We start from the raw sequence: 23,189 nt of genomic DNA on the forward strand, positions 1-23,189 counted from the left end.
AGCAGGGTTTGGGGTTTTCGTAGGAGCGGTCCCCGACCGCGAATGAAGGGGCAAAGCGTCGCATAGACCGCGAATCTCACCCGAAGGGACCGACCGGCACATCGAAGGGGTCCGGTGCTTGAGGCGCCCCCTGCATCGGCGTCGGGGACGCCTCCTACGAGGGGGTTCAACACCTGGGGGTTTTCACCCCCCACCCACTACCCCCTCGGCCTCGGGTAGAGCAGCCTTGTCCCCTCCAGATTCTGCTCCAGATGAAACCGGTGCTGCTCGGCCAGTAGCCCCTTGAAGGCGGGGAGGTGGCGCATCAACTGATGCACCGCTTTTTCCGGGATTTCGGCCAGGTACAGATCGTCGTCGGCCACCATCGAGGCCGAGCGGACCGCATCGATGGCCCCCACCTCGCCCAACACATACCCCCGACCCCGACGCGACACCGTGACCGGCACCCCCTCGCCGTTGCGGGCATGGATCGCCACCCAGCCGTTGAGCACCAGATAAAGCGAGCCGCCGCTGTCCCCCTCTTCACACAAGATATCTTTGGGTTTTAAGCGCCGAGGTTGACTCGAAAAGGCGAGCAGAAATCTGAACGTGGGGCTCAACGCCGAAAACAAGGGGTGGGCGCCAAGGCCCCACAACACATTGCGCTGAAACAGCTCCCGGCCCTCCCCCTGCTCGCGCCAGTCGAAACGCTCGTAGCGATAACGCAACACCTTGCAGGGGGTGCGGGTGGCGATCGTCTCTTTGAAGTGGTCCGAAGCGGGAAAAAGGGGGGAGGCGCCGAAAATTTCGTTGGGGCCGAGCCGGTCGACCCAGCGCAGGGTTGGCTCCTCGGCGATCTCCCAAATCGAGGTTCCGGTCACCAACACGTCGCAAGCCCCCTCGACCAGCAGGAAGATCTCCCCCTTGGAGTCCCCATCCCGCACCAGGTTTTCACCCTCGGGGAACTGCACCGGATCGGCCTCGAAACGGCGGTCGGCGAGCAGTTGTTTGAGCAGCTCGGCCCGCTGCTTGCGCCTGAGCTGCTCGACCTGATCGGTCAGGTGGATCTCAGCCCGGGCCGAGACAACCGCCAGTTCGACCCGTAGCGCCAGGGGGGGGAAGCGCTCGAAGGGGGCGAGTTTGCCGCTGCTCAGCCAGTCCCCCAGGGTCTCCAACCCCTCGACGTAATCCTCTTGGCACCCCTCAATCCCCTGCAAAAGCGGCAACACCCCCAACCACGCCTCGGCCCCCCGGTCCCACCGCTTTTGCCGCTCCCACAAACGGGCGAGCTGCATACGTGCGTAGGGATCGGCGGGGTGGCGTTGCACCAACCCTTCGTATTCGGCGAGCAAACTGGTCGACATCGGGGGGAAACTCCTCGGTCAATGGGAGGGGTCATCTTACGGGATCATATTCGTTGCGCCATGTGTCGACAGGCCGCCACAACCACGGGCACACCCCCCCCGAAGTGGGTATGATCACCCCCCCTTGAACCCATTCTCCCCGGCGGCCCCATGTTCGAATCGGAATTGCTCCACAACATCTCCATCTGGGCGCTGCCAGTGCTGCTGGCCATCACCCTGCACGAGGTGGCGCACGGCTGGGTCGCCGACCGGCTGGGCGATTCGACCGCCCGGATGCTGGGGCGGTTGACCCTCAACCCCGTCGCCCACATCGATCCGGTCGGCACCATCGTCGTCCCCCTGGGGCTGGTGATCATGGGCTCTCCCTTTTTGTTCGGCTGGGCCAAGCCGGTGCCGGTGATCTTCCGCAACCTCAACCACCCCAAGCGGGACATGGTCTGGGTGGCGGCGGCGGGGCCGATCAGCAATCTGTTGCAGGCGATGCTTTGGGTCGTCGTACTCAAAATCGCCGCCGGGCTCGATAGCGACTGGCTGGCCCAGCCGCTGTACGAGATGGCCCAGGCAGGGCTGCTTATCAACGCGATTTTGATGGTCTTCAACCTGATCCCGATCCCCCCGCTGGACGGGGGGCGGGTGGCGGTGGGGCTGCTGCCGCGCGGCGCTTCGTATCAGCTGTCCCGTATCGGGCCATTCGGTTTTTTGATTTTATTGGCCCTGCTCATGACCGGTATGCTCGGCGCGGTGATTGGACCGGTCATTCGTAGTGTCATCCTGACCCTGCTCTCTTTGGCGGGCATTCAGTAGAGCGGCCCCAAGCCCGTCTCCCTTCACCTACCAAGTTGTACCAAGGAGCTCTCCCGTGAGTCGTCGCAGAATTCTTTCCGGCATGCGCACCACCGGTCGTCTTCACCTCGGGCATTACATGGGGGTGTTGGTCAACTGGGCCAAGCTGCAAGAGACGGAGGAATGCTTCTTCTTTGCCGCCGATTGGCACGCTTTAACCACCGAATATGCCAACCCCGGTCTGGTGAAGGCGTCGCTGACCGGCATGATGGTCGATTGGCTCGCCGCCGGGATCGATCCCGAAAAGGCGACGATTTTTGTGCAGTCCTGGGTGCCGGAGCACGCCGAGCTGCACCTGCTGTTCTCGATGAGCACCCCGCTGTCGTGGCTGGAGCGGGTGCCCACCTATAAAGATCAGATCGAAAACCTCAAACACAAAGATTTGGGGACCTACGGCTTCCTCGGCTACCCGCTGTTGCAAAGCGCCGACATCCTGGTCTACCGGGCCGATGGGGTGCCGGTGGGCGAAGACCAAGTTCCCCACATCGAGCTCACCCGCGAGGTGGCGCGGCGCTTCAATCATTTGTATGGCGAGAAGGTCGGCCCCGACGAGCCGCCCCGTGGCCCGCTGATCGAGCCCCAAGCGCTGCTCACCCCCGCCTCGAAACTGCTGGGGACCGACGGGCGCAAGATGAGCAAGTCGTACAACAACTTCATCGCACTCGGCGAGGCCGAGGAGTCGGCCAAAAAGAAGATCATGACCATGACCACCGACACCCAGCGGGTGCGGCGAACCGACCCAGGCGATCCCGACGTCTGTCCGGTTTTCGACTACCACAAGGCCTTTTCGGATCAGGCGACACGGGACGAAGTCGCCGAGGGGTGCCGCAGCGCCGGGATCGGCTGCATCGATTGCAAGAAAAAGCTCTGGGCGTTTATGGATGCCGAGCTCGCCCCCATCCGCGAGCGCGTCGCCTTCTGGGAGCAGCGCCCCCGTGAGATCGAAGACCTCTTGGTTGGCGGCTCGCTGCGAGCCCGGCGCGAGGCCGAAAAAACCATGGCCGAGGTGCGCAAGGCGATGGGGTTGCCCGACCACGAAGCGATTCGCGGGGGGGCGGTCTGAGGACGGCAATCGGCCCCCCCACCCCAAGGGGGGCGGTGGGGATCTTGGTAGGAGCGGCGCCCTCGCCGCGATTGTTCATACCACGAGGTAACCATGACCACCTGTGCATCCGGCGCCTGCGGCTGTGGCCCCGCCACTTGTGGCCCCGCCACTTGTGGCCCCGCCACTTGTGACCCCAAGGCCCCGCCCCAAAAAGGGCCGCCCCCCATCCCCTGCCCCCGCTGCGGCGCCCCCATGCGCACGGTGCTGGCCGCCACCCTGGAATCGGTGCTGAACGAAGGGGGGCTGGCCGCCTGGGGAGGAAAGGGTCCGCTGTTCATCTGCCGCACCCCCGGCTGCGCGGTGGTCTATTCCAACCTGGTTGGCAACCCGGTGTTGACCCAGGAGCACCTCAAGCACCCCTACGGGGCCAAGCTGGGGGCCGACCCGGCGATTGCCTGCCCCTGCTTCGGCTTCACCTGGGATCAGGTCGAAACCCGTAAGAAAGCAGACCCGGTGAGCGCAACCATCGCCGCCAAGATCGGCAGCGAGGGGTGCGATTGCCGCCACACCAACCCCGAGGGAATCTGCTGTCTGGCGGCGGTGAAGGAGCGGGAAGAGGGGGGCTGATCGGGGGGAAAGGTGGATGCGCTGCGCTTATCCACCCTACGCCGCCGCGAAGCCCGAAACGTAGGGTGGATAAGCGCAGAGCATCCACCGGCAAGCGGTCGCCCGACCCCCGCCGCACAAGGGAAAACGCAAGGGTGGCTCGGCACCCCGCCGCCACCACAACACCGTTCACACGTGGGAATCCACCTTGATCGAATGCGACGTCCTCATCATCGGCGGTGGTAGCGCCGGACTGGCCTGCGCCCTGTCGCTGCCCGACACCGTTTCGGTGGTCATCGCCGCCAAATCGGCGGTGGAGCAGTGCAACTCGTTCCAGGCGCAAGGGGGAATCGCGGCGGTGACCGACCCCGAAGATTCCTTCGCGTCCCACATCGAGGACACCCTGGAGGCGGGCAGCCGTCTCAACGATCCCGAGGTGGTCCGTTTCATCGTCGAGCAGGCCCCCGCCGCCATCGCTTTTCTCGTCCAGGCGGGGGTGACCTTCACCCTGTGTTCGGGGGAGGCCGACTGCACCACCGGCTTTCACCTCACCCGCGAGGGGGGGCACAGCCGCAGGCGCATCCTGCACGCCGCCGACGCCACCGGCGCCGCCATCATGTCGGCGCTCACCGCCCAGGCAAAACAGCGCCCCAACACCCGCTACCTGGCGAGCCACATGGCGATCGATCTGATGACCGACGCCAAACTGCGCGGCCTGGAGCCCGGCTCCCGGGGCGCCTGCCGGGGGGCCTATCTGCTTGACGAAGAGCTCGGCCAGGTGGTGACCGTCTCGGCCCGCGCCGTGGTGCTGGCGACCGGGGGGGCGGGCAAGGTCTACCTCTACACCTCGAACCCCGACACCGCCACCGGCGACGGCATCGCCATCGCCCACCGGGCCGGGGCTCAGGTGCGCGACATGGAGTTCTTCCAGTTTCACCCCACCTGTCTGTACCACCCCGAGGCCAAGAACTTCTTGATCTCTGAGGCGGTGCGGGGCGAGGGGGGGATTCTCGTCGACCGGCGGGGCAAACGTTTCATGGACCGCTACCACCCCAAGGGGGAGCTGGCGCCCCGCGATATTGTGGCGCGGGCCATCGACGCCGAGATGAAGCGCAGTGGCCAGGAGTGCGTCTACCTCGACATCCGCCACAAGGGGGAGGCGTTCATCGAGTCCCACTTCCCCACCATCCGCCGTCGCTGCCTAGAGATGGGGATCGACATCGTGAATGAGCCGATTCCGGTGGTCCCAGCGGCCCACTACCTGTGCGGGGGGGTCGCCACCGACATCCGCGCCCGTACCTCGGTCGACGCCCTCTACGCCGTTGGCGAAACCGCCCGCACCGGGCTGCACGGCGCCAATCGGCTGGCCAGCAACTCCCTGCTCGAATGTGTGGTGATGGGACGCGCCGCCGCCGAGGACATCGCCCGCCGCCTACGCAGCGAAACCCTGCCCAAGCTGCGCCGCCTGCCCGAATGGGACACCACCGGCACCACCGATCCCGACGAGCGGGTGGTCATCACCCATAACTGGCAAGAGATCCGTCGCGCCATGTGGGACTACGTGGGGATCGTGCGCACCGCCAAACGGATGAAGCGGGCGCGGCAGCGCATTGACCTGATCGAGCGGGAAATCGCCGAGTACTACTGGGATTTCACCGTCGACCGCGACCTGCTCGAACTGCGCAACCTGACTGTCGTGGCCCGCTTGATTACCCAGGGGGGGCAAAACCGCCCCAACTCCATCGGCCTGCACTGGATGGCAGGCAGCCCTCCGCCCACCGACACCCCATGAATCCCCTGGCCCCCCTGCCGCGCAGCGACGACTTCCAGCCCGGCCTGATCGACCCCTTCGGGCGGAAGATCGGCTACCTGCGGCTGTCGGTGATCGACCGCTGCGACCTGCGCTGCCGCTACTGCCTGCCGGAGCGGTACGAGGGGTATTTGGGCAAGGATGAAATGCTGCCGGGCGAGCAAATGGTCGCCATCGCCCGCGCCTTTATGGATCTGGGGGTGCAACACATCCGCATCACCGGGGGTGAGCCGCTGCTGCGCCCCGATCTTCTCGACTGGTTGCCCGAGATCGGACGCGACCGGCGGCTGCGCGACCTGTCGCTGACCACCAACGCCACCCACCTGGCCGAAAAAGCCGATGCGTTAAGGGCGTCCGGGGTGAAGCGGCTCAATGTTTCCCTCGATTCGCTGCGCCGCCCCGTATTTGCCGACGTGGCCCGGCGCGACCGCCTGCCTCAGGTGCTGGAGGGGTTGGTGGCGGCCAAGAGGGCGGGGTTTGAGCGGATCAAAATCAACACCGTGGTGATGCGAGGGGTCAACGACGATCAAATCCCCGAGCTGATCGAGTTTTGCGCGCAGCACGGCCATACGCTTCGGCTGATCGAAACCATGCCGATGGGGGTGGAGGGGTTCGACGCCGCCGCCCACGCCCTGCCTCTGACCGAGCTGGAACAGCAGCTCGCCGCCCGCTACACCCTTGAACCGGTGGTGCTGGGCAGCGGGGCGGGACCGGCCCGGTATTTCAGGGTGGTGGAACTGGGGACCGTCATCGGTCTGATTACCCCCCTTTCGCGCCACTTTTGCGAAAGCTGCAACCGGGTGCGGGTCTCGGCCAAGGGGGAGCTTTTTCTTTGCCTGGGGCAGGAGGACCGGGCCGACCTGGCTGGCGCCCTGCGCGAGGGGGGGACTGCGGGGCTGCGTCAGGCGATTGCGGCGGCGGTGGCCCGCAAGCCCAAACAGCACGACTTCAATGAGCACCCCGGAAAATTGCACCGGGCGATGGCGGCGACTGGGGGCTGAGGAAGCGCTGGTTCAAGGCAAAACTCCGCCATTGAAGCGCCTGTAAATCCCCCCTGTCCCCCCTTGAACAAGGGGGGGACGCTCACGGGGGGCGTTCGGGTCGAGTGCGTCGGCGCTTCCGAGCAGCCCAGGGCGGCGCTTCTACCGCATCGCCTCAGACGCAATCGCGCCGGGGGCGGCGCTCCTACCGCATCGCCTCAGACGTAATCGCGCCGGGGGCGGCGCTCCTACCGCATCGCCTCAGACGCAATCGCGCCGAGGGCGGCGCTCCTACCATGTCGCCTGCGGGGGGATGACGCTTCGGGGGGGTGGTGGACCGGTAAGTCCGACAGGTTCCTAGCCCGCCTCGATCCCCCTCTTATTGGTCCCATAGATCCTATAGGTCTTATCGATTCCATGACCCAGCAAAACATCTCCGTCGCCGAAGCCCTTGCCCGCATCCTCGCCCCCCTCGTCCCCGTGGGGCGCGAGGTGATCCCCCTGACCCTGGCGGCGGGCCGGGTGCTGGCCGAAACGGTGGTCTCTCAAGTAAATGTGCCGAACGGCGACAACTCGGCCATGGACGGTTTCGGCATCCGCTACGGCTCCGTGACCGAGGGGCAACCGCTTCCCCTGGCGGGGGAAGTCCACGCCGCCCCCGGCGTCCCCGCCCCTCTTCCTGCCGGGCAAGCAGTACGGATCTTCACCGGCGCCCCGATCCCCGAGGGGGTCGACACAGTGGTGATGCAAGAGGACTGCACCTGGGATGGCCAGACGGTGACAACCCACAAGCTGCCCGAGGTTGGCGCCAACATCCGCCTTCAGGGGGAGGACATCGCGGTGGGCGATGCGGTGCTGAGCCCCGGCCAAACCTTGGGCCCCGCCGCCCTGGGGGTCGCCGCCTCATGCGGGCGGGGCTCGGTGCGGGTCTTCCGCCGTCCCAGGGTGGCGATTCTGGCCAGCGGCGACGAGTTGGTTCCGGCGGGGGTGCTCCCCGGTCCGGGTCAGGTCGTCTCCTCCAACTCCATTACGCTCGCCGCCTTGATCCAACAAAGCGGCGGCGAGGTGATCGACCTGGGCATCGCCAAGGACGACAAGGCCGATCTGCGCAGCCGCATTCTCGACGCCCTGCGCCACGCCGACCTGCTGGTGACCAGCGGCGGGGTGAGCGTGGGGGATTACGACCTGGTGAAAGAGGTGCTGGGCGAGGTCGGGTTTGAGATGAACTTCTGGAAGATCCGCATGAAGCCGGGCAAGCCGCTGGCCTATGGTCATGTGGGCGATGTGCCGGTGTTGGGGTTGCCGGGCAATCCGGTCTCGACCCTGGTGGGGGGGTATCTCTTCCTCGTCCCGGCGCTGCGCAAATTGATGGGGATCCCCGAAAGCGCTCTGGCGCTGCCGACCATCCGGGTACGGCTGGCCGCCCCCATGCGCAAGAAGGATGGCCGCGCCCACTACAACCGGGTGCGGCTTGAAAACCGTGCAGGGGCGTGGTGGGCCATCTCGGCGGGAAGCCAGGGTTCCGGGGTGCTCAGCGCCATGGCGGCGGCCGAGGCGCTGGCGATCTTGCCCGAAGCGGTCAATGAGGTGGCGCAAGGCGAAACGGTCGATGCGGTGGTGCTCGATCCTGCAGTGCTGGGACGGTCGGCATGATCCGGGTGCTCTTCTTCGCCCGGCTGCGCGAGCAGATGGGGACTTCGACCCGCGAACTCCCCTTTGAACCGGGGCTGACGGTCGGGGCCATCCGCCAAACCTACGCCCCCCACACCACCGCCCCGCTGGTGCAGGCGGCCCTGAACCAAGAGCGGGTGGACGACGCTGCGTTGGTGAATGATGGCGACGAAATCGCCTTTTTTCCTCCGGTGACGGGAGGTTGAGGATGACCAGCCCCCTTCCCTGCGGCGCCATTCCCGCGAAAGCAGGCATCCACCCTAAGCCCGTGCCGCCCCGGAATGACGCCTTCGGTTTCACGCTGGTGCGGCTGTGATCGTCCGCGTTCAAACCGAAGATTTCGACGTTGCCGCCCTGCTGGGCGAGCTGCGGGCGGGCGGTCACGACGCCGGGGGGGAGGTGCTGTTTGTTGGCACGGTGCGCGAGCAGAGCGATGACGGCCATGTCGCCGCCATCGAACTGGAGCACTACCCCGGCATGTGTGAGCAAGAGCTCACCCGCATCGCCGAAGCGGCCAAACAGCGGTTCGGGGTGCTCGATGTGGCGGTGGTCCACCGGGTCGGCCATCTCAAGGCCCACGAAAACATCGTCCTCACCGCCGCCATCGCCCGCCACCGCCACGAGGCGTTTGCCGCCTGCCGGTATCTGATTGACTTTCTTAAGGTGCAGGCCCCCTTTTGGAAGAGGGAGATTCTGGAGGACGGGCGTGAGCGCTGGGTCGAGGCGTGTCCGGGGTGCATCGACGCCATGAAGCACTGGAGCGAATCCGGGATCGACCACGCCACCCACGCCCCCGGTAGGAGCGCCGCCCCGGCGCGATCCCACAGCGCGATCCCCCTTGCTCAAACCACCGAAAAGCATCGCGCCGAGGGCGGCGCTCCTACCTCCGCACCCTCTTCGGCTTTCGCCCCCGACCTCACCGGCGTCCGCGCCGCCATCCTCACCCTCTCCGATTCGCGGGGGCTGAAACAGGACAGCGCCGGGGATCGCCTGGCCGCCCTGATCGAGGGTTGGGGGGGCAGCATCGTCGCCCGCGATTTGCTCCCCGACGATCAACCCCGCATCGCCGCTTGGTTAACGGCCCAGCGCGATTCGGGGCACGCCGACTTGATCCTCACCTGCGGCGGCACCGGCTGCGGCCCCCGCGACGTCACCCCCGAGGCGACGGCGCCGGTGTTAAGCAAGCAACTCCCCGGCGTGATGAATGAGATTCATCGCGTGGGGCGGGAGGAGACCCGGTTTTCGCTGCTGGGGCGGGGGCTGGCCGGGATCGCCTACGCGCCCAATGGCGCCCCCTGTTTGATGCTCAACCTTCCCGGCTCCCGCCGGGGCGCCGCCACCTCGCTGAGCGCCGTGGCCGATTTGATTCCCCACATCCTGCACACCGCCCGCGGCGGGGGGCACTGAGGGGCCGTCCCCCTCATCCGCACCCCCGCCCCCGCTTTGCCTCCGCTTGCCCACCCCCCGTTTTTGTCGGTCGAATTGAGATGTGCCTCACAGTTACCCGACTGAAAAACTCGATCATTCGCCCCCGATTGATGACCGCATCTTGACTGCCAACCAAGATATCCCTGCAAAAACAATGGTTTGCATTTTTTATCCCCAACCATTTTTTTGACGATAGCGTGACAAGCACGCTAAACCCTAGGGAAGCGCTGATTTATTAGTGCTTCCGAGCGGCCCAGGGATGGGCTGCCAAAATAGCGCCGTCGTAGGAAGCGACCTAAGTCGCCGAAGCTCTGCCGATTTCGAAAGCGAAGCAAAAACCATCGCCGCCTCATAGCGCCTACTTTTGGTTTTTGCCAAGCGTGTTGATTCAAGGCAGGAGGCCTTTAATCAGCGCTTCCCTAAACATTCATTAACCTGGTCCACCCCTTGCGAAGCCCGGGGATCGCCTGCGATTTCCGGGCTTTTTTTCGCGATTTCCCGCGCACCACGTGCGGCATTGCCCTCATCCTCATCCGCCGCCCTTTGCCAGCGTTCGGCCGAGCGGACACCCCTCGCCCCCTTAAGGAGCATCGATGAACGCCAAAACCCTGAACCGCCCGACTTTTTGGGGCACTCTGCTCGCCCTGACCCTGGCTTGCACCGCCACCCAAGCCGCCCCCTTGAGCGGGGCCGGATCCTCCTTCGTCTTCCCCGTCATCAGCATCTGGGGTTTCGACTATTCCGGGGGGAACAGCTTCAGTTACGAGCCCTCCGGCTCAGGCTCGGGAATCAAAGCCGTCGAGGCTCGCAAGGTGCTTTTCGCCGCCTCCGACGAGCCGCTCACCCAGGCCGAACTGGTCGAAAAGAGGTTGGTTCAGTTCCCGTTGGTCATGGGGGCGGTGGTTCCCGCCGTGAATCTTCCCGGCTTTGCCACCCAGGACTTCAAGCTGACCGGCCCCGTCCTGGCAGACCTGTTCCGGGGCAAAATCACCCGTTGGAACGCACCTGAAATCGCCGCCCTCAACCCCGGCATCACCCTGCCCGATCTGGCGGTGAAGGTGATCCACCGGACCGAGGGTTCGGGGACCACATGGGTCTTCACCGACTACCTGACCAAGGTCAGCCCCGCCTGGGCCGACTCGATCGGCACCGGCAAAAAGGTCGTCTGGCCGGTTGGAGAGGCGCAGGCGGGCAACAAGGGGGTCGCCACCGCCATCGCCGCCACCCCCGGCGCCATTGGCTACACCGAATTAGGGACCGCCAAAGCCAAGAGGCTGGGACTGCCGCAGCTGCAAAACCGTGATGGCAACTTTGTGGCCCCCACCCATGAGGCGGTGCAGGCGGCTGCCAACCACGCCGACTGGAACAACGCCCCAGGCCTGTTCATGGTGTTGAACGACCAGCCTGGCGCCCAATCCTGGCCGATCACTGCGGTGACCTACGCCCTGATCCCCACCGACGAGGCCCCCTCCCAGGTCAAGCAGGTGCTCGACTTCTTCGAGCGCACCCTGCACGAGGGCAATCGGACCGCCACCGCCCTGCAGTACATCCCCATTCCCGAGACGGTCATGCCCACCATTCAGACCGTCTGGAAAGATAAGCTCGGTTATTGATCGACCCTTGCGGGGGCGGATGGCCGCCCCCGCAAGGCCAATAAATTGCTCCCCTGCGCAGCACACCCCCCGTTTTTTTTGCCCTCCTTGGCAGCACCTGAACCGCCGCAGAATGGCGGCAGCCAACCTGATCATCGCGGTCATGCCGCCGTCAAATGCCCCTTCCATGATCCGCCCCTGATCCCTTCGGGCCATTCCTGTTTTGGCCCGTCATCCCCCGTTTGACCCCACGGACACCCAAATGAAATCTCTGCGTTGTGCCATCCGCGCATGGAGCCTGGCTCTGGGCATGCTGCTTCTCGCCCTCCCGCAACCGAGCCGTGCCGACAACGGTATTCTTGGCGCCGGATCGACCTTTGCCTTTCCGGTTTTGGCGGTCTGGGGCTACGACTTACTCAACAAAGGGGGATTCGATTACCGGGCGATAGGATCGGGGGGGGGGATCAAGTCGATTGTTGCCAACGCGGTCGATTTCGGCGCTTCGGACGCCCCGATGAAACCGGAAGAGCTGCGCGAGAGGGGGCTGGTGCAATTCCCCTTCATCATGGGGGGGGTGGTCCCTGCGGCCAATCTGCCGGGGATCGAGAGCAACAAGCTCAACCTGACCGGTCCTTTGCTGGCCAAAATCTTTATGGGGCAGGTCCGGCGTTGGAATAACCCCGAAATCAGACAGCTCAACCCCGATCTGACCCTGCCCCCCATCGACATTACCGTTGTCCACCGGGCCGATGGATCGGGGACCACCTGGATTTTCAGCGACTACCTGACCAAGGTCAGCTCCGACTGGGCCAACACATTGGGGACCGACAAAGAGATCGCCTGGCCGGTCGGCATCGGGGCGGACGGCAACTCGGGGGTTGCCGAGAAGGTGCGCTCGACGGTTGGGGCCATCGGCTACATGGAGTTCGGCGCCGCAATGGCCAAAAAACTGACCCTGCTGCGGATGCAAAATCGGCAGGGCAACTTCATCGCCCCCTCGATGGAATCGTTCCAAGCCGCCGCCGCCCACGCCGATTGGAAGCATGCCCCTGGATTTTTTATGGTGCTGACCGACCAACCGGGCGCGGAGGTCTGGCCCATCGCCGGGGTCACCTACGCCTTGCTTCCTGCACACAGCGACCACCCCACCCAAACCCGGCGGGTGCTCGCCTTCTTCGACCAGTGTTTCGAGCAGGGGCAGAAAACGGCGGCGATCCTGCAATATGTGCCGATGCCCCCCAGTTTGGTCGACACCATCCGCCATCGTTGGGATGAGCAGCTGAGCTTTCGCTCCATCCACCTCGACCCCGCCGCCCTGGGGACCCGGGTGGGTCAAAAATAATCGCTTACAACCTACGCCGTAGCCCCAGCCACGCCCCATCACCCCATCACCCCACAAAAAACCCGCATATTTGCGGGTTTTTTTGTGCACGCCCGACAGCACCGGTTTCTTTGAGCGATCTTGCGCCCCGTCAAAATTTGGTCACAAACGCCCCCTAATCTTCCCCCCGTGAATTCCATGACCGGGCACACCTTCCGCCCACACGATTCCAAACATTGAGGAGAACCCACAATGAAGCACCGCATCCTGATGGCCGCCGCTGGTGTCGGCATGATCGCCTTCGCTGCCACCGCCCAAGCCAGCGGCCTGACCGTGGCGGAGAAAGACGGTCAAAAGCTGACCGTCGGCATGAAGGGTTTCATCAGCTTGGCCAGCTACCAGAAAGACAACGCCACCAGCGCCCAAACCAAGACCCAGGGGCTGGCGGTCGATCGCTGGTACATCGATATGAAGTACAAGGGCGAGGACAACTGGAGCGCCCGTTTCACCACCGATCTGCAGAACGAGCAGGGCAATGTCGCCGGCCTGAAGCGCAACCAGAACGTGTTCGTGAAGTACGCCTTCATCGAAAACCACGTCTCCGATGCCTTCCAGTTCCGTTTGGGGCAGGCCCACACCCCCTGGATCGACTACGAGCAGGGGCTGTGGGGTCACCGCTACTTCGGCAAGGTGCTGGTCGACGAGTTGGGCTACGAGCACTCCTCCGACCTGGGCGTCACCTTCAAGGGTAAGCCCGCCGACATGGTCAAGTATTGGGTGACCTACACCAACGGCGGCGGCTACGGCAAACCTTCTGCTGCCAACGCCATGGACTTGGCCGCCCGCGTTTCGCTGGCGCCCATCGAGGGTCTGGACGTTTCGCTCGGATTCAAGAGCGGCACCAACGCCTCCACCACCTACACCGGCGGCACCTCGGTCACCGGCACCAAGCAGACCCTGATGCAGCTGATGGCCGTCTACCAGCAGAAGGGCGTCTTCACCGCCGGCGTCAATTACCTGAGCAACAAGTCGGCCCCCGCCACCGGCAGCGCCACCACCACCACCGCCTACTCGGTGTGGGGTTACGGCTCGTTCGGCGAGGGTCTGGGCGCGGTGGCCCGTTACGACGCCAACAGCAACAACGCCACCACCAAGGTCGAGGGCACCCGCATCATGGTCGGCCTGGACTACGCCGCCTCCAAGCAGGCCAAGTTCACCGTCGGCTACATCGCCAAAGAGGGCAAAACCGGCGGCGCCACCACCTCGAAAGAAAAGTGGATGGGCGTGTTCTCGCAGTACAGCTTCTAATCGCGAGCGAACCTCGACGGACGCAGGATGCGCCGTCGAGGGTTCTTGCATACGGCATATTCCCCTTCCCGAAGAAGGAGTCATGACATGATCAGCACCGTGAAAAAAGCCCTGACCGGCGCCGCTCTGGCCGGTCTACTCGTCACCAGCGCCCACGCGGACGAAATGATCAACGGCGCCGGCGCCACCTTCCCTTACCCGGTTTACTCGCAATGGGCGTTCGCCTACGAAAAAGCGACCGGCGTGAAGCTCAACTACCAATCGATCGGTTCCGGCGGCGGCATCCAGCAGATCAAGGCCAAGACCGTCGATTTCGGCGCCTCCGATGCCCCCTTGAAGGCGGCGGAGCTGGATGAAGTCGGTCTGATGCAGTTCCCCGCCGTCATCGGCGGTGTGGTTCCCGTTGTGAACATCCCCGGCGTCAAAGCCGGCCAGGTCAAGATGACCGGTGAAGTGCTGGCCGACATCTTCTTGGGCAAGATCACCGCCTGGAACGATCAGCGCATTGCCGCCCTGAACGACGGCGTCACGCTGCCCGATCAGAAGATCACCGTTGTGCACCGGGCCGACGGCTCCGGCACCACCTGGGTCTTCACCAACTACCTGATGAAGGTCAGCTCCCCCTGGGCCAGCGGTCCCGGCAACGGCAAGGCGGTCTCTTGGCCGGTCGGCGTTGGCGGCAAGGGCAACGAGGGCGTGGCCAACTACGTCAAGAAGATCAAGGGCTCCATTGGCTACGTCGAGTACGCCTACGCCAAGCAAAACGGGCTGGCCCACGTGCTGATGGGCAACCAAGGCGGCGAGTTCGTCGCCCCCTCGATGGAGGCCTTCCAGGCCGCCGCTGCCCACGCCAATTGGAAAAAAGCCCCCGGCATGTACATGGTGCTGACCGATCAGCCCGGTAAGAACAGCTGGCCCATCGCCGGTGCCTCCTTCATCCTGGTCTACAAGAACCAAACCGACGCCGCTGCCATTCAGCGGGTGCTGAAGTTCTTCGACTGGGGTTTCAAGAACGGTCAGGACATGGCCGCCAAGCTCGATTACGTCCCCCTGCCCGAGAGCTTGGTCCAACAGATCGAAGAAAAATGGCACAACGAGATCCAGGCGAACGGCAAGGCCGTCTGGTAAGCGTCGTAGTCCAGCTGGACCTTCTGCTAAACGGGCACATGGATGTGCCCGTTTTTCTTGTCTTTTGTAGGCGCGTTCATCCCCTTCGCGGTTGAGCCGGGTCAGACCGGCCGGTACCATTGCCTGCACTGCACATCCGCGCGGTCATCACGTGGCGAAAATCCCCCGTTAGCGTATCTGCGTGAGGGTCGCCCCCTCCGCCAAAGCCCTATCGGTGCCCTGGACGGCCATTCAACCTGGAATCCTTCATGAGCAGCTCTGAGACGACGGCCCAACCGGCCTCATCCCCAACCCGGCTGGCCCGGTTCGATCCCCTCTTCCGCTGGATCACCACGGGGGCCGCCCTGACCATTCTGGTCGTCTTGGCCGCCATGGTGATTGCCCTGGTGAGCGACTCCTGGGAATCGATTCAGAAGTTCGGCTTTTCTTTCTTGTGGAGCGACGCCTGGAATCCGGTCACCGGAGAGTTCGGGGCGCTGACCACCATTGTCGGCACCATCGTCTCGACCTTGATCGCCATGCTGGTCGCCGTCCCCTTGGCGGTCGGAATCGCCGTCTTTTTGAGCGAGCTCTCGCCCCAGTTCCTGCGCCCCTTCTTCGGCACCGCCATCGAACTGCTCGCCGCGATCCCCAGCATCATCTACGGCATGTGGGGGCTTTTTTACCTCTCCCCCATCCTGGCCGACGATGTGCAGCCCTGGTTGCAGGAGTACTTCGGCTACATCCCCCTGTTCGAAGGGATCCCCATCGGGGTCGGCCTGATGACCGCCGGGATCGTGCTGGCCTTGATGATCCTCCCCTTCATGACCTCCCTGATCCGCGACATCTTCCTGATGACCCCCCCCATGCTGAAGGAATCGGCCTACGGGTTGGGGGCGACCACCTGGGAGGTCATCTGGAAGGTGGTGATCCCCTACGGACGCCGGGGCATCATCGGCGCCCTGTTTTTGGGGTTGGGCCGTGGACTGGGGGAGACCATGGCGGTCACCTTCGTCATCGGTAACGCCCACGAGCTGGGGTGGTCGCTGTTCAACCCGGCCAACACCATCGCCTCGACCCTCGCCAACGAGTTCACCGAGGCCTCCGAATCGCTCTACCTCTCCTCCTTGGTCGAGCTGGGCTTGGTGCTCTTCCTGATCACCTTCGTCGTCCTCTCACTGGCCGAGAAGTGGATCCAAAGCGCCGAGAAAGCGGAGGGCAAGCGATGACCCGCGTGCAACGCCGTAGGGCGGTCAATGCCCTGGCCCTGGTGCTGTCGAGTCTGGCAGCGGTGGTGGGGCTGTTCTTCCTGCTGTGGATCCTGGTGGTGATCTTTCAAAAGGGGGGGGCGGCCATCAACTGGGCCTTCCTGACCGATCTGCCCACCCCCCCCGGCGTCCCCGGAGGGGGGATGGCCAACGCCATCACCGGCACCCTCATCATCACCCTGCTGGCGACCTTGGGCGGGGTGCCGCTGGGGCTCTTGGCGGGGATTTACCTTTCGGAGTTCGGGCGGGGCGAGCGGCTCGGCAAGGTGATCCGCTTCTTGGCCGACACCTTCATGAGCGCCCCCTCCATTGTGATTGGCATCTTCGTCTACGCCATTTTGGTGGTGCCGATGGGAGGCTTTTCGGGCTTGGCGGGGGGGGTGTCGCTGGCGCTGATCATGCTGCCGGTGGTCACCCGCACCTCTGAAGAGATGCTCAAACTGGTGCCACAAGAGATGCGCGAGGCCTCTCTGGCTTTGGGCGCCCCCTACTGGCACATGGTGCTGCATGTGGCGCTGCGCGGCGCCAAGGTCGGCCTTATTACCGGGGTGCTGCTGGCGGTGGCCCGGGTTTCGGGGGAAACCGCCCCGCTGCTCTTCACCACCCTGAACAGCCCTTACTGGCCCTCGGGTTTGACCGATCCCATGGCCAACCTCACCGTTACCATCTTCAACTACGCCATGTCCCCCTACGAGGACTGGCAGACCCAGGCATGGGGGGCGGCATTGCTGCTCGCCACTGGTGTTCTGGGGCTGAACATCACGGCCCGGCTGCTGTTCCGCGACCGTCGGAGAACTTCATGAGCATCGTTTCAGAAACCCTTCAGAACGTGACCCCCAAGATCGAGGTTCGCGGCCTGAACTTCTTTTACGGTCAACATCAGGCCCTCCAAGAGAATAACCTGGTGATCCCAGAACGCTGCGCGACCGCTTTCATCGGTCCCTCGGGATGCGGCAAATCGACCCACATCCGCACCTACAACCGGATGTTCTCCCTTTACAAAGGGCAGCGGGCCGAGGGGGAGATCCTGATCGACGGGCAGAACATTCTCGATCCCAAGATCGACCTGATCGAGCTGCGCACCAAGATCGGCATGGTTTTTCAAAAGCCGACCCCCTTCCCGATGAGCGTGTTCGACAACGTCGCCTACGGCATTCGGCTCAAGGGGAAGATCCCCCGCTCCGAGCTCGAAGGACGGGTCGAAAAAGCGCTGCGCGACGCCGCTCTGTGGGAGGAGGTGCAAGACAAACTCCACCAGTCGGGGCAGGCGCTCTCGGGCGGTCAACAGCAGCGCCTGTGTATCGCACGCGCCGTGGCGGTCGAGCCCGAGATCGTCTTGATGGATGAACCGGCCTCGGCGCTCGATCCGATCAGCACCTTGAAAATCGAGGAGCTGGTCGAGGAGCTTAAACAGCGGTTTACCATCGTCATCGTCACCCACAACATGCAGCAGGCGGCACGGGTCTCCGACTTCACCGCCTTCTTCTATCAGGGTGAGATCATCGAATACAGCGACACCGAAACGATTTTCACCAATCCAAGCCAGACCAAAACCGAGGAGTACATCACGGGACGGTTCGGCTAAGCCGTCAGACTCACCCCCTGTTCGACCGCAGGACCTACGGGGCCGTTGGCCCCTTCACCGCCGCACCCTGGATGGATTGCCATGCCCCAACACATCAGCCACGAGTTCGAACAGGAGCTCAGCCAACTCAAGTCCCTGATTCTCAAACTCAGCGGGCAGGTGGAGGAGAACCTTAAATCGTCCATTCAGGCGCTGGTGGAACGGGATGTCGATCTGGCCAACCGGACCATCGCCCAAGATCACATCGCCAACCGCCTCGACGTCGAGATCGACGAGATGGCGATCCGGCTGCTGGCGCTGCGCCAACCGGCCGGATCCGACCTGCGGCTGGTGATGACCGCCATCAAGATCGCCACCGACCTTGAACGTATGGGCGATCTGTCGGTGAACATCTGCGAGCGGGCCATCGACCTGAGCAAGGAACCCCCCCTCAAACCGCTGACCCAGATCCAGACCATGGCGATGGCGGCGCTGGCGCTGATCGACAAGGCGATGACCTCGTTCATCGCCCAGGACATCGAGCTGGCGCTTGAGGTCTGCCGCCGCGACGAAGAGGTCGACCACCACTTCACCGCCATCCAGCGCGAACTGCTGACCTACATGCTCGAAGACCCTCGCAGCATCCGGCAGGCGCTGGCGCTGATCTCGGTCGCCAAGAATCTGGAGCGGGCAGCCGACCACGCCACCAACATCGCCGAGCTGGTCCTCTACATGGTCAAAGGGAAGGTGATCCGCCATACCGATCCGGCTACCATGGCCCAAGAGGTCCATCGGATCGCCAAGTAGGGTCCTCCGGGCTTCACCCCCTTCCTGCCCAGGCGGACGCTCCGCCTCCAACCGGGAGCAACTCGTGCCGTCATCCGCCGCCCATCTGGCCGCCATCGATCTCGGCTCCAACTCCTTCCACCTGACCCTTGCCCGTTTCGACCCCGCCGAGGGGTTGACCATCGTCGACCGGCTGCGCGACCGGGTCGCCCTCAATGCCGGGTTGCAACCCAACGGGATGCTCGATCTCGACGCTATGGAGCGGGGTTGGGCAGCGCTGCGCCGTTTCGCCGAGCGGCTGGGGGGGATGGAAAACCTGCATGTGCGGGCCACCGGCACCTCGACCCTGCGCGATGCCCACAACAGCGATCTGTTCTTGGAGCGGGCGCTGGAGGAGACCGGCTTTGAGATCGAGGTGATCTCGGGCTTCGAAGAGGCACGGTTGATTTTTATGGGTGCGGTCAGCGCCGGACCCACCTTCGCAGGGCCGGTACGGGTGATCGACATCGGCGGCGGCTCCACCGAAATCGCAGTGGGGGAAGGTCGGCACCTGCATCGGGCCGAAAGCCTCAATCTGGGCTGCGTGCGCCACACCAAGTTGTTCTTTCCGGGCGGCGAGGTCACCCCTAAGGGATGGCGCCAGGCGATCCGCCACATTCGCGACACCCTTGAACCCTACCGCTCGACCCTGACCCAGCCGACCGATGCGGTGACCGTTGGCTGTTCGGGGACCATCAGATCCATCGGTCGCATCGCCAAGGAGATGGGCTATGCCCCCAGCGAAGAGGTGATTCCGGCCAGCGCGGTCCGCAAGTTGGTCGAGCGCATCCACAGCGATGCCAAACCGTCGCAGCGCAAAAGCTGGCCGGGGCTGACCGACGACCGCATCGAGGTGATCGCCGGGGGGCTGGCGATCCTCTCCACCGTGATGGAATCGCTGGGGCTGGAGCAAGTCCACGTTTCAATGGGGGCGCTGCGCGAGGGGGTGCTCGAATCGCTGCGCGCCCGCATTTTCAGGGCGGGGGGGGACGATCCGCGCCAGCGCACCATCGAGCAATTCCAACACCGCTACCGCGTCGACCGCCGCTATGCCCAAAGTCTGGCCGACAGCGCCGTGGCGATCTTTGACACCCTAGCGTTGCCCCTCGGTTTGCCTGACGAGGGGCGTGCACTGCTGGAATGGTCGGCGCAACTGCATTGCATTGGGCTGTCGATCTCCCACGACGGCTACCACCGCCATTCGGCCTACATGTTGCGCAATGCCGACATGGCGGGGTTTTCTTTGCGCGAGCAACGGCTGATGGCGGGCATTGTCCACCACCACCGCAAGCGCCCCCCCTCCCCCGCCTCCGAGGCGTGGGCCGAGTTGGTCATCGAGGATGCCCGATTGGGGACGCAGCTCGCCGCCATTCTGCGGGTCGCGGTCGCCTTGAACCGCTCCCGCGACCCCCTGCCCGTTCCCTTGCCTGCCCTGTTGACCGCCACCACCTTGACCTTCAACCTCGAACGGGTCTGGTATGATCGCCACCCCTTGGTGATCTGGGCGGTGCACGAAGAGCGCAAATCGTTTCGTCAGGTTTTCGGCCGTCGCCTGCGGGTGATCCGCAAAGGAGCAAAAGCGTCATGACATCCCCCTCCCCCATCGGCACCGTTGTCCTGATTCGCCATGGCATCGCCGAGGATCGCGGTGGCGACAAACCCGACGCCCTGCGCGAGCTCACCCCCAAAGGGGCCAAGCGGGCCTTGGCGGTGCTGCGTCTGGCGCTACCGCTGTTGCCGGCCCCCGACCGCATCCTGAGCAGCCCCTACCGCCGCGCCAACCAAACCGCCCACCTGATCGCCCATCTGGCCCACGATCTGGATATGAAACTGCCCGACATCGAGCTCGACGACCGGCTCACCCCCGATGAGGAGCAGATTCTGTGCAACGAGATCGGCGCCGCTTTCGAGGCGGGGGACGGAAGCAGCGAAACGGTGTGGCTGGTCGGCCACAACCCCAGTCTTGAAGCGCTGGCCCGGCGCTTGTGTGGCGGCGAGGTGATTTTGAAAAAGGCGGGGGTCGCGGTGATCGAGCAAGGGGGGCTGGTGCTGCTGCTCAAACCCAAGCTTGCCGAGGGGTTCGAGGACTAACAGGCGGGACGCCACGCCGTCGTTGCGCTGGACATAGGGGGTCATTTGGCGATGATTCCCCCTTGTAATATTCGCATATCCGCATATTCGGCTTTGGAGAACTCACGTGTTTGAGAGCCTCGCCCGCTGGCTGCTGCTTGATCTGGCCGGCCTGACCGCAGGCAGCCCCACTGCCGAGGCGGCCATCTTCTTCATCCAGGACACCAGCAAAATCTTCGTCATGTTGGTGGTGGTGATTTACCTGATGGGGCTGGTGCGGGCGCTGATCAGCCCGGAACGGGTGCGCCAGTTGGTGCGGGGCCGTTCGAAAGAGAGTGCCCGCGGTTTGGCGATTGGCCTGGGGGCGGTGACCCCGTTTTGCTCCTGCTCCTCGGTCCCTTTGTTCATCGGCTTTGTCGAGGCGGGAATCCCCCTGGGGGTGACCTTCTCGTTCTTGATCGCCAGCCCCATGATCAACGAGGTCGCAGTGGTGCTGCTGGCCGGGATCATCGGCTGGAAGCTCGCCCTGCTCTATGTCGCCGCCGGAGTGGTAGTGGCCTGGGTCGGAGGGCTGGTGATCGAACGCTTCCACCCCGAGCGCTGGGTCGAAGATTACGTCTGGAAGATTAGGATGGGGGATGCCGGGTTGCCCGAGACCGGCACCAGCCTGACCGAACGGCACCGTTTTGCGGTTGGCGAGGTGAAACAGATCGTCGGTCGCATCTGGAAATGGGTCCTTGCCGGGGTGGGGGTCGGGGCGCTGTTTCACGGCTTCGTCCCGGCCGCTTGGATCGCCGCGCTGAGTCAAGGGGGTGGGTTCTGGAGCGTCCCCGCCGCCGTGCTGATGGGGATCCCCCTTTACTCCAACGCCGTCGGGGTGATCCCGGTGGCCGAGGCGATGCTGGGCAAGGGGGTCGCTCTGGGAACGACCCTGGCGCTGATGATGAGCATCGCCGCCCTGTCGTTGCCGGAGCTGATCATCCTGCGCAAGGTGATCCGCTGGCCCGCTCTGGCTTTGTTCGTCGCCATTCTAGCCATCGCCATCACCTTGGTGGGTTGGCTGTTCAACGCCATCGCCTGAGGAACACATGACCGACCAACCTCAACTCCACGGCTCCATCGTCGCCATGGTCGCCCTGGCCAGCGGCATCGCCGCCAACCACCCCGCCATGGGGCAGTGCCAATTGAAAAAGCTGCGGGAATACGGCATCCCCGAACACCAGATCGCCACCGTCATCGAGGTCGCCCGCCACATCCGCGACGAGGCTGCCCAACAGCTCGACAGCGCTTTCGACGAACAAAGCGCCGCCGAGCCCCCCAAACCCAAAGCGGTGCTGCCCCAGGTGATCGCCGCCGAGGGGTGCGGCTGCACCCCAACCGCCAACGGCACCGCCTGCTGCTGAAAAGGAGCGTTGATGAAAAGCATCAAGGTACTGGGCACCGGCTGCAAAAACTGCCAAAACACCTATGAGCTGATTCAAGCCGCCGCTGCCGCCAAGGGGGTCGAGATCGAACTGGAAAAGGTCGAGGACCTGGGGCAGATCATGGGCTTCGGGGTGATGTCGACCCCCGGCGTGGTGGTGGACGGCAAGGTGGTGCATGCCGGTGGGATCCCCGACCGCAAGAAGATCGATGGGTGGCTGTAATGGCCGTCGCCCCGGCGAATCAAGCGGTCGCGGGCTTCATCGAGAGCCGTGCCGCCCTGTTCAAGGCGCTGAGCGAACCGGCCCGACTGCGCATCGTGGCGCTGCTGCTCCATGCCGGGGAGTGCTGCGTCTGCGATCTGGTCGAGGTTCTGGAACTGCCCCAAAGCATGGTCTCACGCCATCTGGCCTATCTGCGCAATGCCGGGGTGGTCGCCGCCCGGCGGGAGGGGGCCTGGATGTTCTATCGACTCAGCGACAGCAGCGACGCTTTGCAGGGGGCGCTGCGCGACCTGCTGGCCACCCATCTGCCAAGCGACCTGATCCACGCCGCCGACCGGGAGGCCTTCGCCCGGCGCACGGGGGTGTGCGGCTAGTCGTTCCATCGGCGCCCCCCGCCCGGGCGCGACCGATCAACCCTAGGGAAACGCTGATTCAAGGCTCCTGCCTTGAATCAGCACGCTTCGCAAAAAGCGTCGTTTTTGCTTCGCTTGCAAAATCAGTCACTTACGTTCCTGATTTTGGCGACCCATCCCTGGGTCGCTCGGAAGCGCTAATCAATCAGCGCTTCCCTAGGAGTCTGTCGGACTTGAGATCGTCCTACTCGGCAATTGCTCCTGCATTGCTCTACCTCCTGCATCCATGCAGTCGTGCGCCGGCGGGTAATCGGTCCAAATTTCCCCGGTTTTTCGTCACATAGACACCACTATGATCCTCAAAACCGTGAAAATTTGGCCTCGATTCCCCACTCGGCTCGCTACGGAC

The 23,189-nt window shown here is 64.3% G+C and carries 23 protein-coding genes; 22 read left to right on the forward strand and 1 reads right to left on the reverse strand.

The features are described from left to right. Positions 1-197: 197 nt before the first annotated feature. Entirely contained in the window at positions 198-1,343 is a 1,146-nt protein-coding gene (locus tag AUJ55_04495; protein OIO58771.1) for a hypothetical protein, read from the reverse strand. 150 nt (positions 1,344-1,493) lie between these two features. Here AUJ55_04495 and AUJ55_04500 point away from each other — a divergent pair, with 150 nt between their 5' ends. The 22 genes from AUJ55_04500 (at position 1,494) to AUJ55_04605 (ending at position 22,801) form a co-directional block, all read left to right on the forward strand. Continuing rightward, the gene (locus tag AUJ55_04500) at positions 1,494-2,147 is read left to right on the forward strand and encodes a site-2 protease family protein (protein OIO58772.1); all 654 of its coding nucleotides are present in this window, start codon (positions 1,494-1,496) and stop codon (positions 2,145-2,147) included. Between the two features lie 82 nt (positions 2,148-2,229). After that, a complete protein-coding gene (locus AUJ55_04505; protein ID OIO58773.1) occupies positions 2,230-3,249 on the forward strand; it encodes a tryptophan--tRNA ligase in 1,020 nt (339 codons plus the stop codon). Between the two features lie 234 nt (positions 3,250-3,483). Further along, positions 3,484-3,858 carry a hypothetical protein gene (locus AUJ55_04510; protein OIO58774.1) on the forward strand — a complete coding sequence of 125 codons (375 nt, stop codon included), beginning with the start codon at positions 3,484-3,486 and terminating at the stop codon, positions 3,856-3,858. A gap of 187 nt (positions 3,859-4,045) precedes the next feature. Continuing rightward, positions 4,046-5,629, forward strand: coding sequence for an L-aspartate oxidase (locus AUJ55_04515; protein ID OIO58775.1), 1,584 nt, complete (start codon positions 4,046-4,048; stop codon positions 5,627-5,629). After that, a complete protein-coding gene (locus tag AUJ55_04520) occupies positions 5,626-6,648 on the forward strand; it encodes a cyclic pyranopterin phosphate synthase MoaA (protein ID OIO58776.1) in 1,023 nt (340 codons plus the stop codon). Before AUJ55_04515 ends, AUJ55_04520 begins: the two co-directional genes overlap by 4 nt. A 396-nt stretch (positions 6,649-7,044) precedes the next feature. Next, complete coding sequence (locus tag AUJ55_04525; GenBank protein OIO58777.1) at positions 7,045-8,280, forward strand: hypothetical protein; 1,236 nt, start codon at positions 7,045-7,047, stop codon at positions 8,278-8,280. Continuing rightward, entirely contained in the window at positions 8,277-8,504 is a 228-nt protein-coding gene (locus tag AUJ55_04530; protein OIO58778.1) for a molybdopterin converting factor subunit 1, read from the forward strand. The genes AUJ55_04525 and AUJ55_04530 overlap by 4 nt, the downstream gene beginning before the upstream one ends. A 106-nt stretch (positions 8,505-8,610) precedes the next feature. Beyond that, positions 8,611-9,705: a hypothetical protein gene (locus tag AUJ55_04535; GenBank protein ID OIO58779.1), complete on the forward strand. Its 1,095-nt coding sequence runs from the start codon at positions 8,611-8,613 to the stop codon at positions 9,703-9,705. Positions 9,706-10,319: 614 nt separating this feature from the next. Further along, positions 10,320-11,339, forward strand: coding sequence for a phosphate ABC transporter substrate-binding protein PstS (locus AUJ55_04540; protein OIO58780.1), 1,020 nt, complete (start codon positions 10,320-10,322; stop codon positions 11,337-11,339). A 250-nt stretch (positions 11,340-11,589) separates the two neighbouring features. After that, positions 11,590-12,660, forward strand: coding sequence for a phosphate ABC transporter substrate-binding protein PstS (locus AUJ55_04545; protein ID OIO58791.1), 1,071 nt, complete (start codon positions 11,590-11,592; stop codon positions 12,658-12,660). A gap of 231 nt (positions 12,661-12,891) precedes the next feature. After that, positions 12,892-13,947, forward strand: a complete 1,056-nt coding sequence (locus tag AUJ55_04550; GenBank protein ID OIO58781.1) for a hypothetical protein — start codon at positions 12,892-12,894, stop codon at positions 13,945-13,947. Positions 13,948-14,034: 87 nt separating this feature from the next. Continuing rightward, on the forward strand, positions 14,035-15,075 hold the full coding sequence (locus tag AUJ55_04555) for a phosphate ABC transporter substrate-binding protein PstS (GenBank protein OIO58782.1): 1,041 nt from the start codon (positions 14,035-14,037) through the stop codon (positions 15,073-15,075). A 248-nt stretch (positions 15,076-15,323) separates the two neighbouring features. Beyond that, positions 15,324-16,283, forward strand: a complete 960-nt coding sequence (locus AUJ55_04560) for a phosphate ABC transporter permease subunit PstC (GenBank protein ID OIO58783.1) — start codon at positions 15,324-15,326, stop codon at positions 16,281-16,283. Further along, the gene (locus AUJ55_04565; protein OIO58784.1) at positions 16,280-17,125 is read left to right on the forward strand and encodes a phosphate ABC transporter, permease protein PstA; all 846 of its coding nucleotides are present in this window, start codon (positions 16,280-16,282) and stop codon (positions 17,123-17,125) included. The genes AUJ55_04560 and AUJ55_04565 overlap by 4 nt, the downstream gene beginning before the upstream one ends. Continuing rightward, positions 17,122-17,907, forward strand: coding sequence for a phosphate ABC transporter ATP-binding protein (locus AUJ55_04570; GenBank protein ID OIO58785.1), 786 nt, complete (start codon positions 17,122-17,124; stop codon positions 17,905-17,907). Before AUJ55_04565 ends, AUJ55_04570 begins: the two co-directional genes overlap by 4 nt. An 81-nt stretch (positions 17,908-17,988) precedes the next feature. After that, on the forward strand, positions 17,989-18,693 hold the full coding sequence (locus AUJ55_04575; protein ID OIO58786.1) for a phosphate transport system regulatory protein PhoU: 705 nt from the start codon (positions 17,989-17,991) through the stop codon (positions 18,691-18,693). A 64-nt stretch (positions 18,694-18,757) separates the two neighbouring features. Then, complete coding sequence (locus AUJ55_04580) at positions 18,758-20,299, forward strand: hypothetical protein (GenBank protein OIO58787.1); 1,542 nt, start codon at positions 18,758-18,760, stop codon at positions 20,297-20,299. Continuing rightward, the gene (locus AUJ55_04585; protein ID OIO58788.1) at positions 20,296-20,802 is read left to right on the forward strand and encodes a hypothetical protein; all 507 of its coding nucleotides are present in this window, start codon (positions 20,296-20,298) and stop codon (positions 20,800-20,802) included. The genes AUJ55_04580 and AUJ55_04585 overlap by 4 nt, the downstream gene beginning before the upstream one ends. A gap of 130 nt (positions 20,803-20,932) precedes the next feature. Next, the gene (locus AUJ55_04590; protein OIO58792.1) at positions 20,933-21,862 is read left to right on the forward strand and encodes a hypothetical protein; all 930 of its coding nucleotides are present in this window, start codon (positions 20,933-20,935) and stop codon (positions 21,860-21,862) included. A 7-nt stretch (positions 21,863-21,869) separates the two neighbouring features. Next, complete coding sequence (locus AUJ55_04595) at positions 21,870-22,184, forward strand: hypothetical protein (protein OIO58789.1); 315 nt, start codon at positions 21,870-21,872, stop codon at positions 22,182-22,184. Positions 22,185-22,196: 12 nt separating this feature from the next. Continuing rightward, a complete protein-coding gene (locus tag AUJ55_04600) occupies positions 22,197-22,427 on the forward strand; it encodes a thioredoxin family protein (GenBank protein OIO58790.1) in 231 nt (76 codons plus the stop codon). Between the two features lie 38 nt (positions 22,428-22,465). Continuing rightward, positions 22,466-22,801, forward strand: a complete 336-nt coding sequence (locus AUJ55_04605) for a hypothetical protein (GenBank protein ID OIO58793.1) — start codon at positions 22,466-22,468, stop codon at positions 22,799-22,801. The last annotated feature ends 388 nt before the right edge of the window (positions 22,802-23,189 follow it).

This window comes from Proteobacteria bacterium CG1_02_64_396, assembly GCA_001872725.1.
GTDB lineage: Bacteria > Pseudomonadota > MNWR01 > CG1-02-64-396 > CG1-02-64-396 > CG1-02-64-396.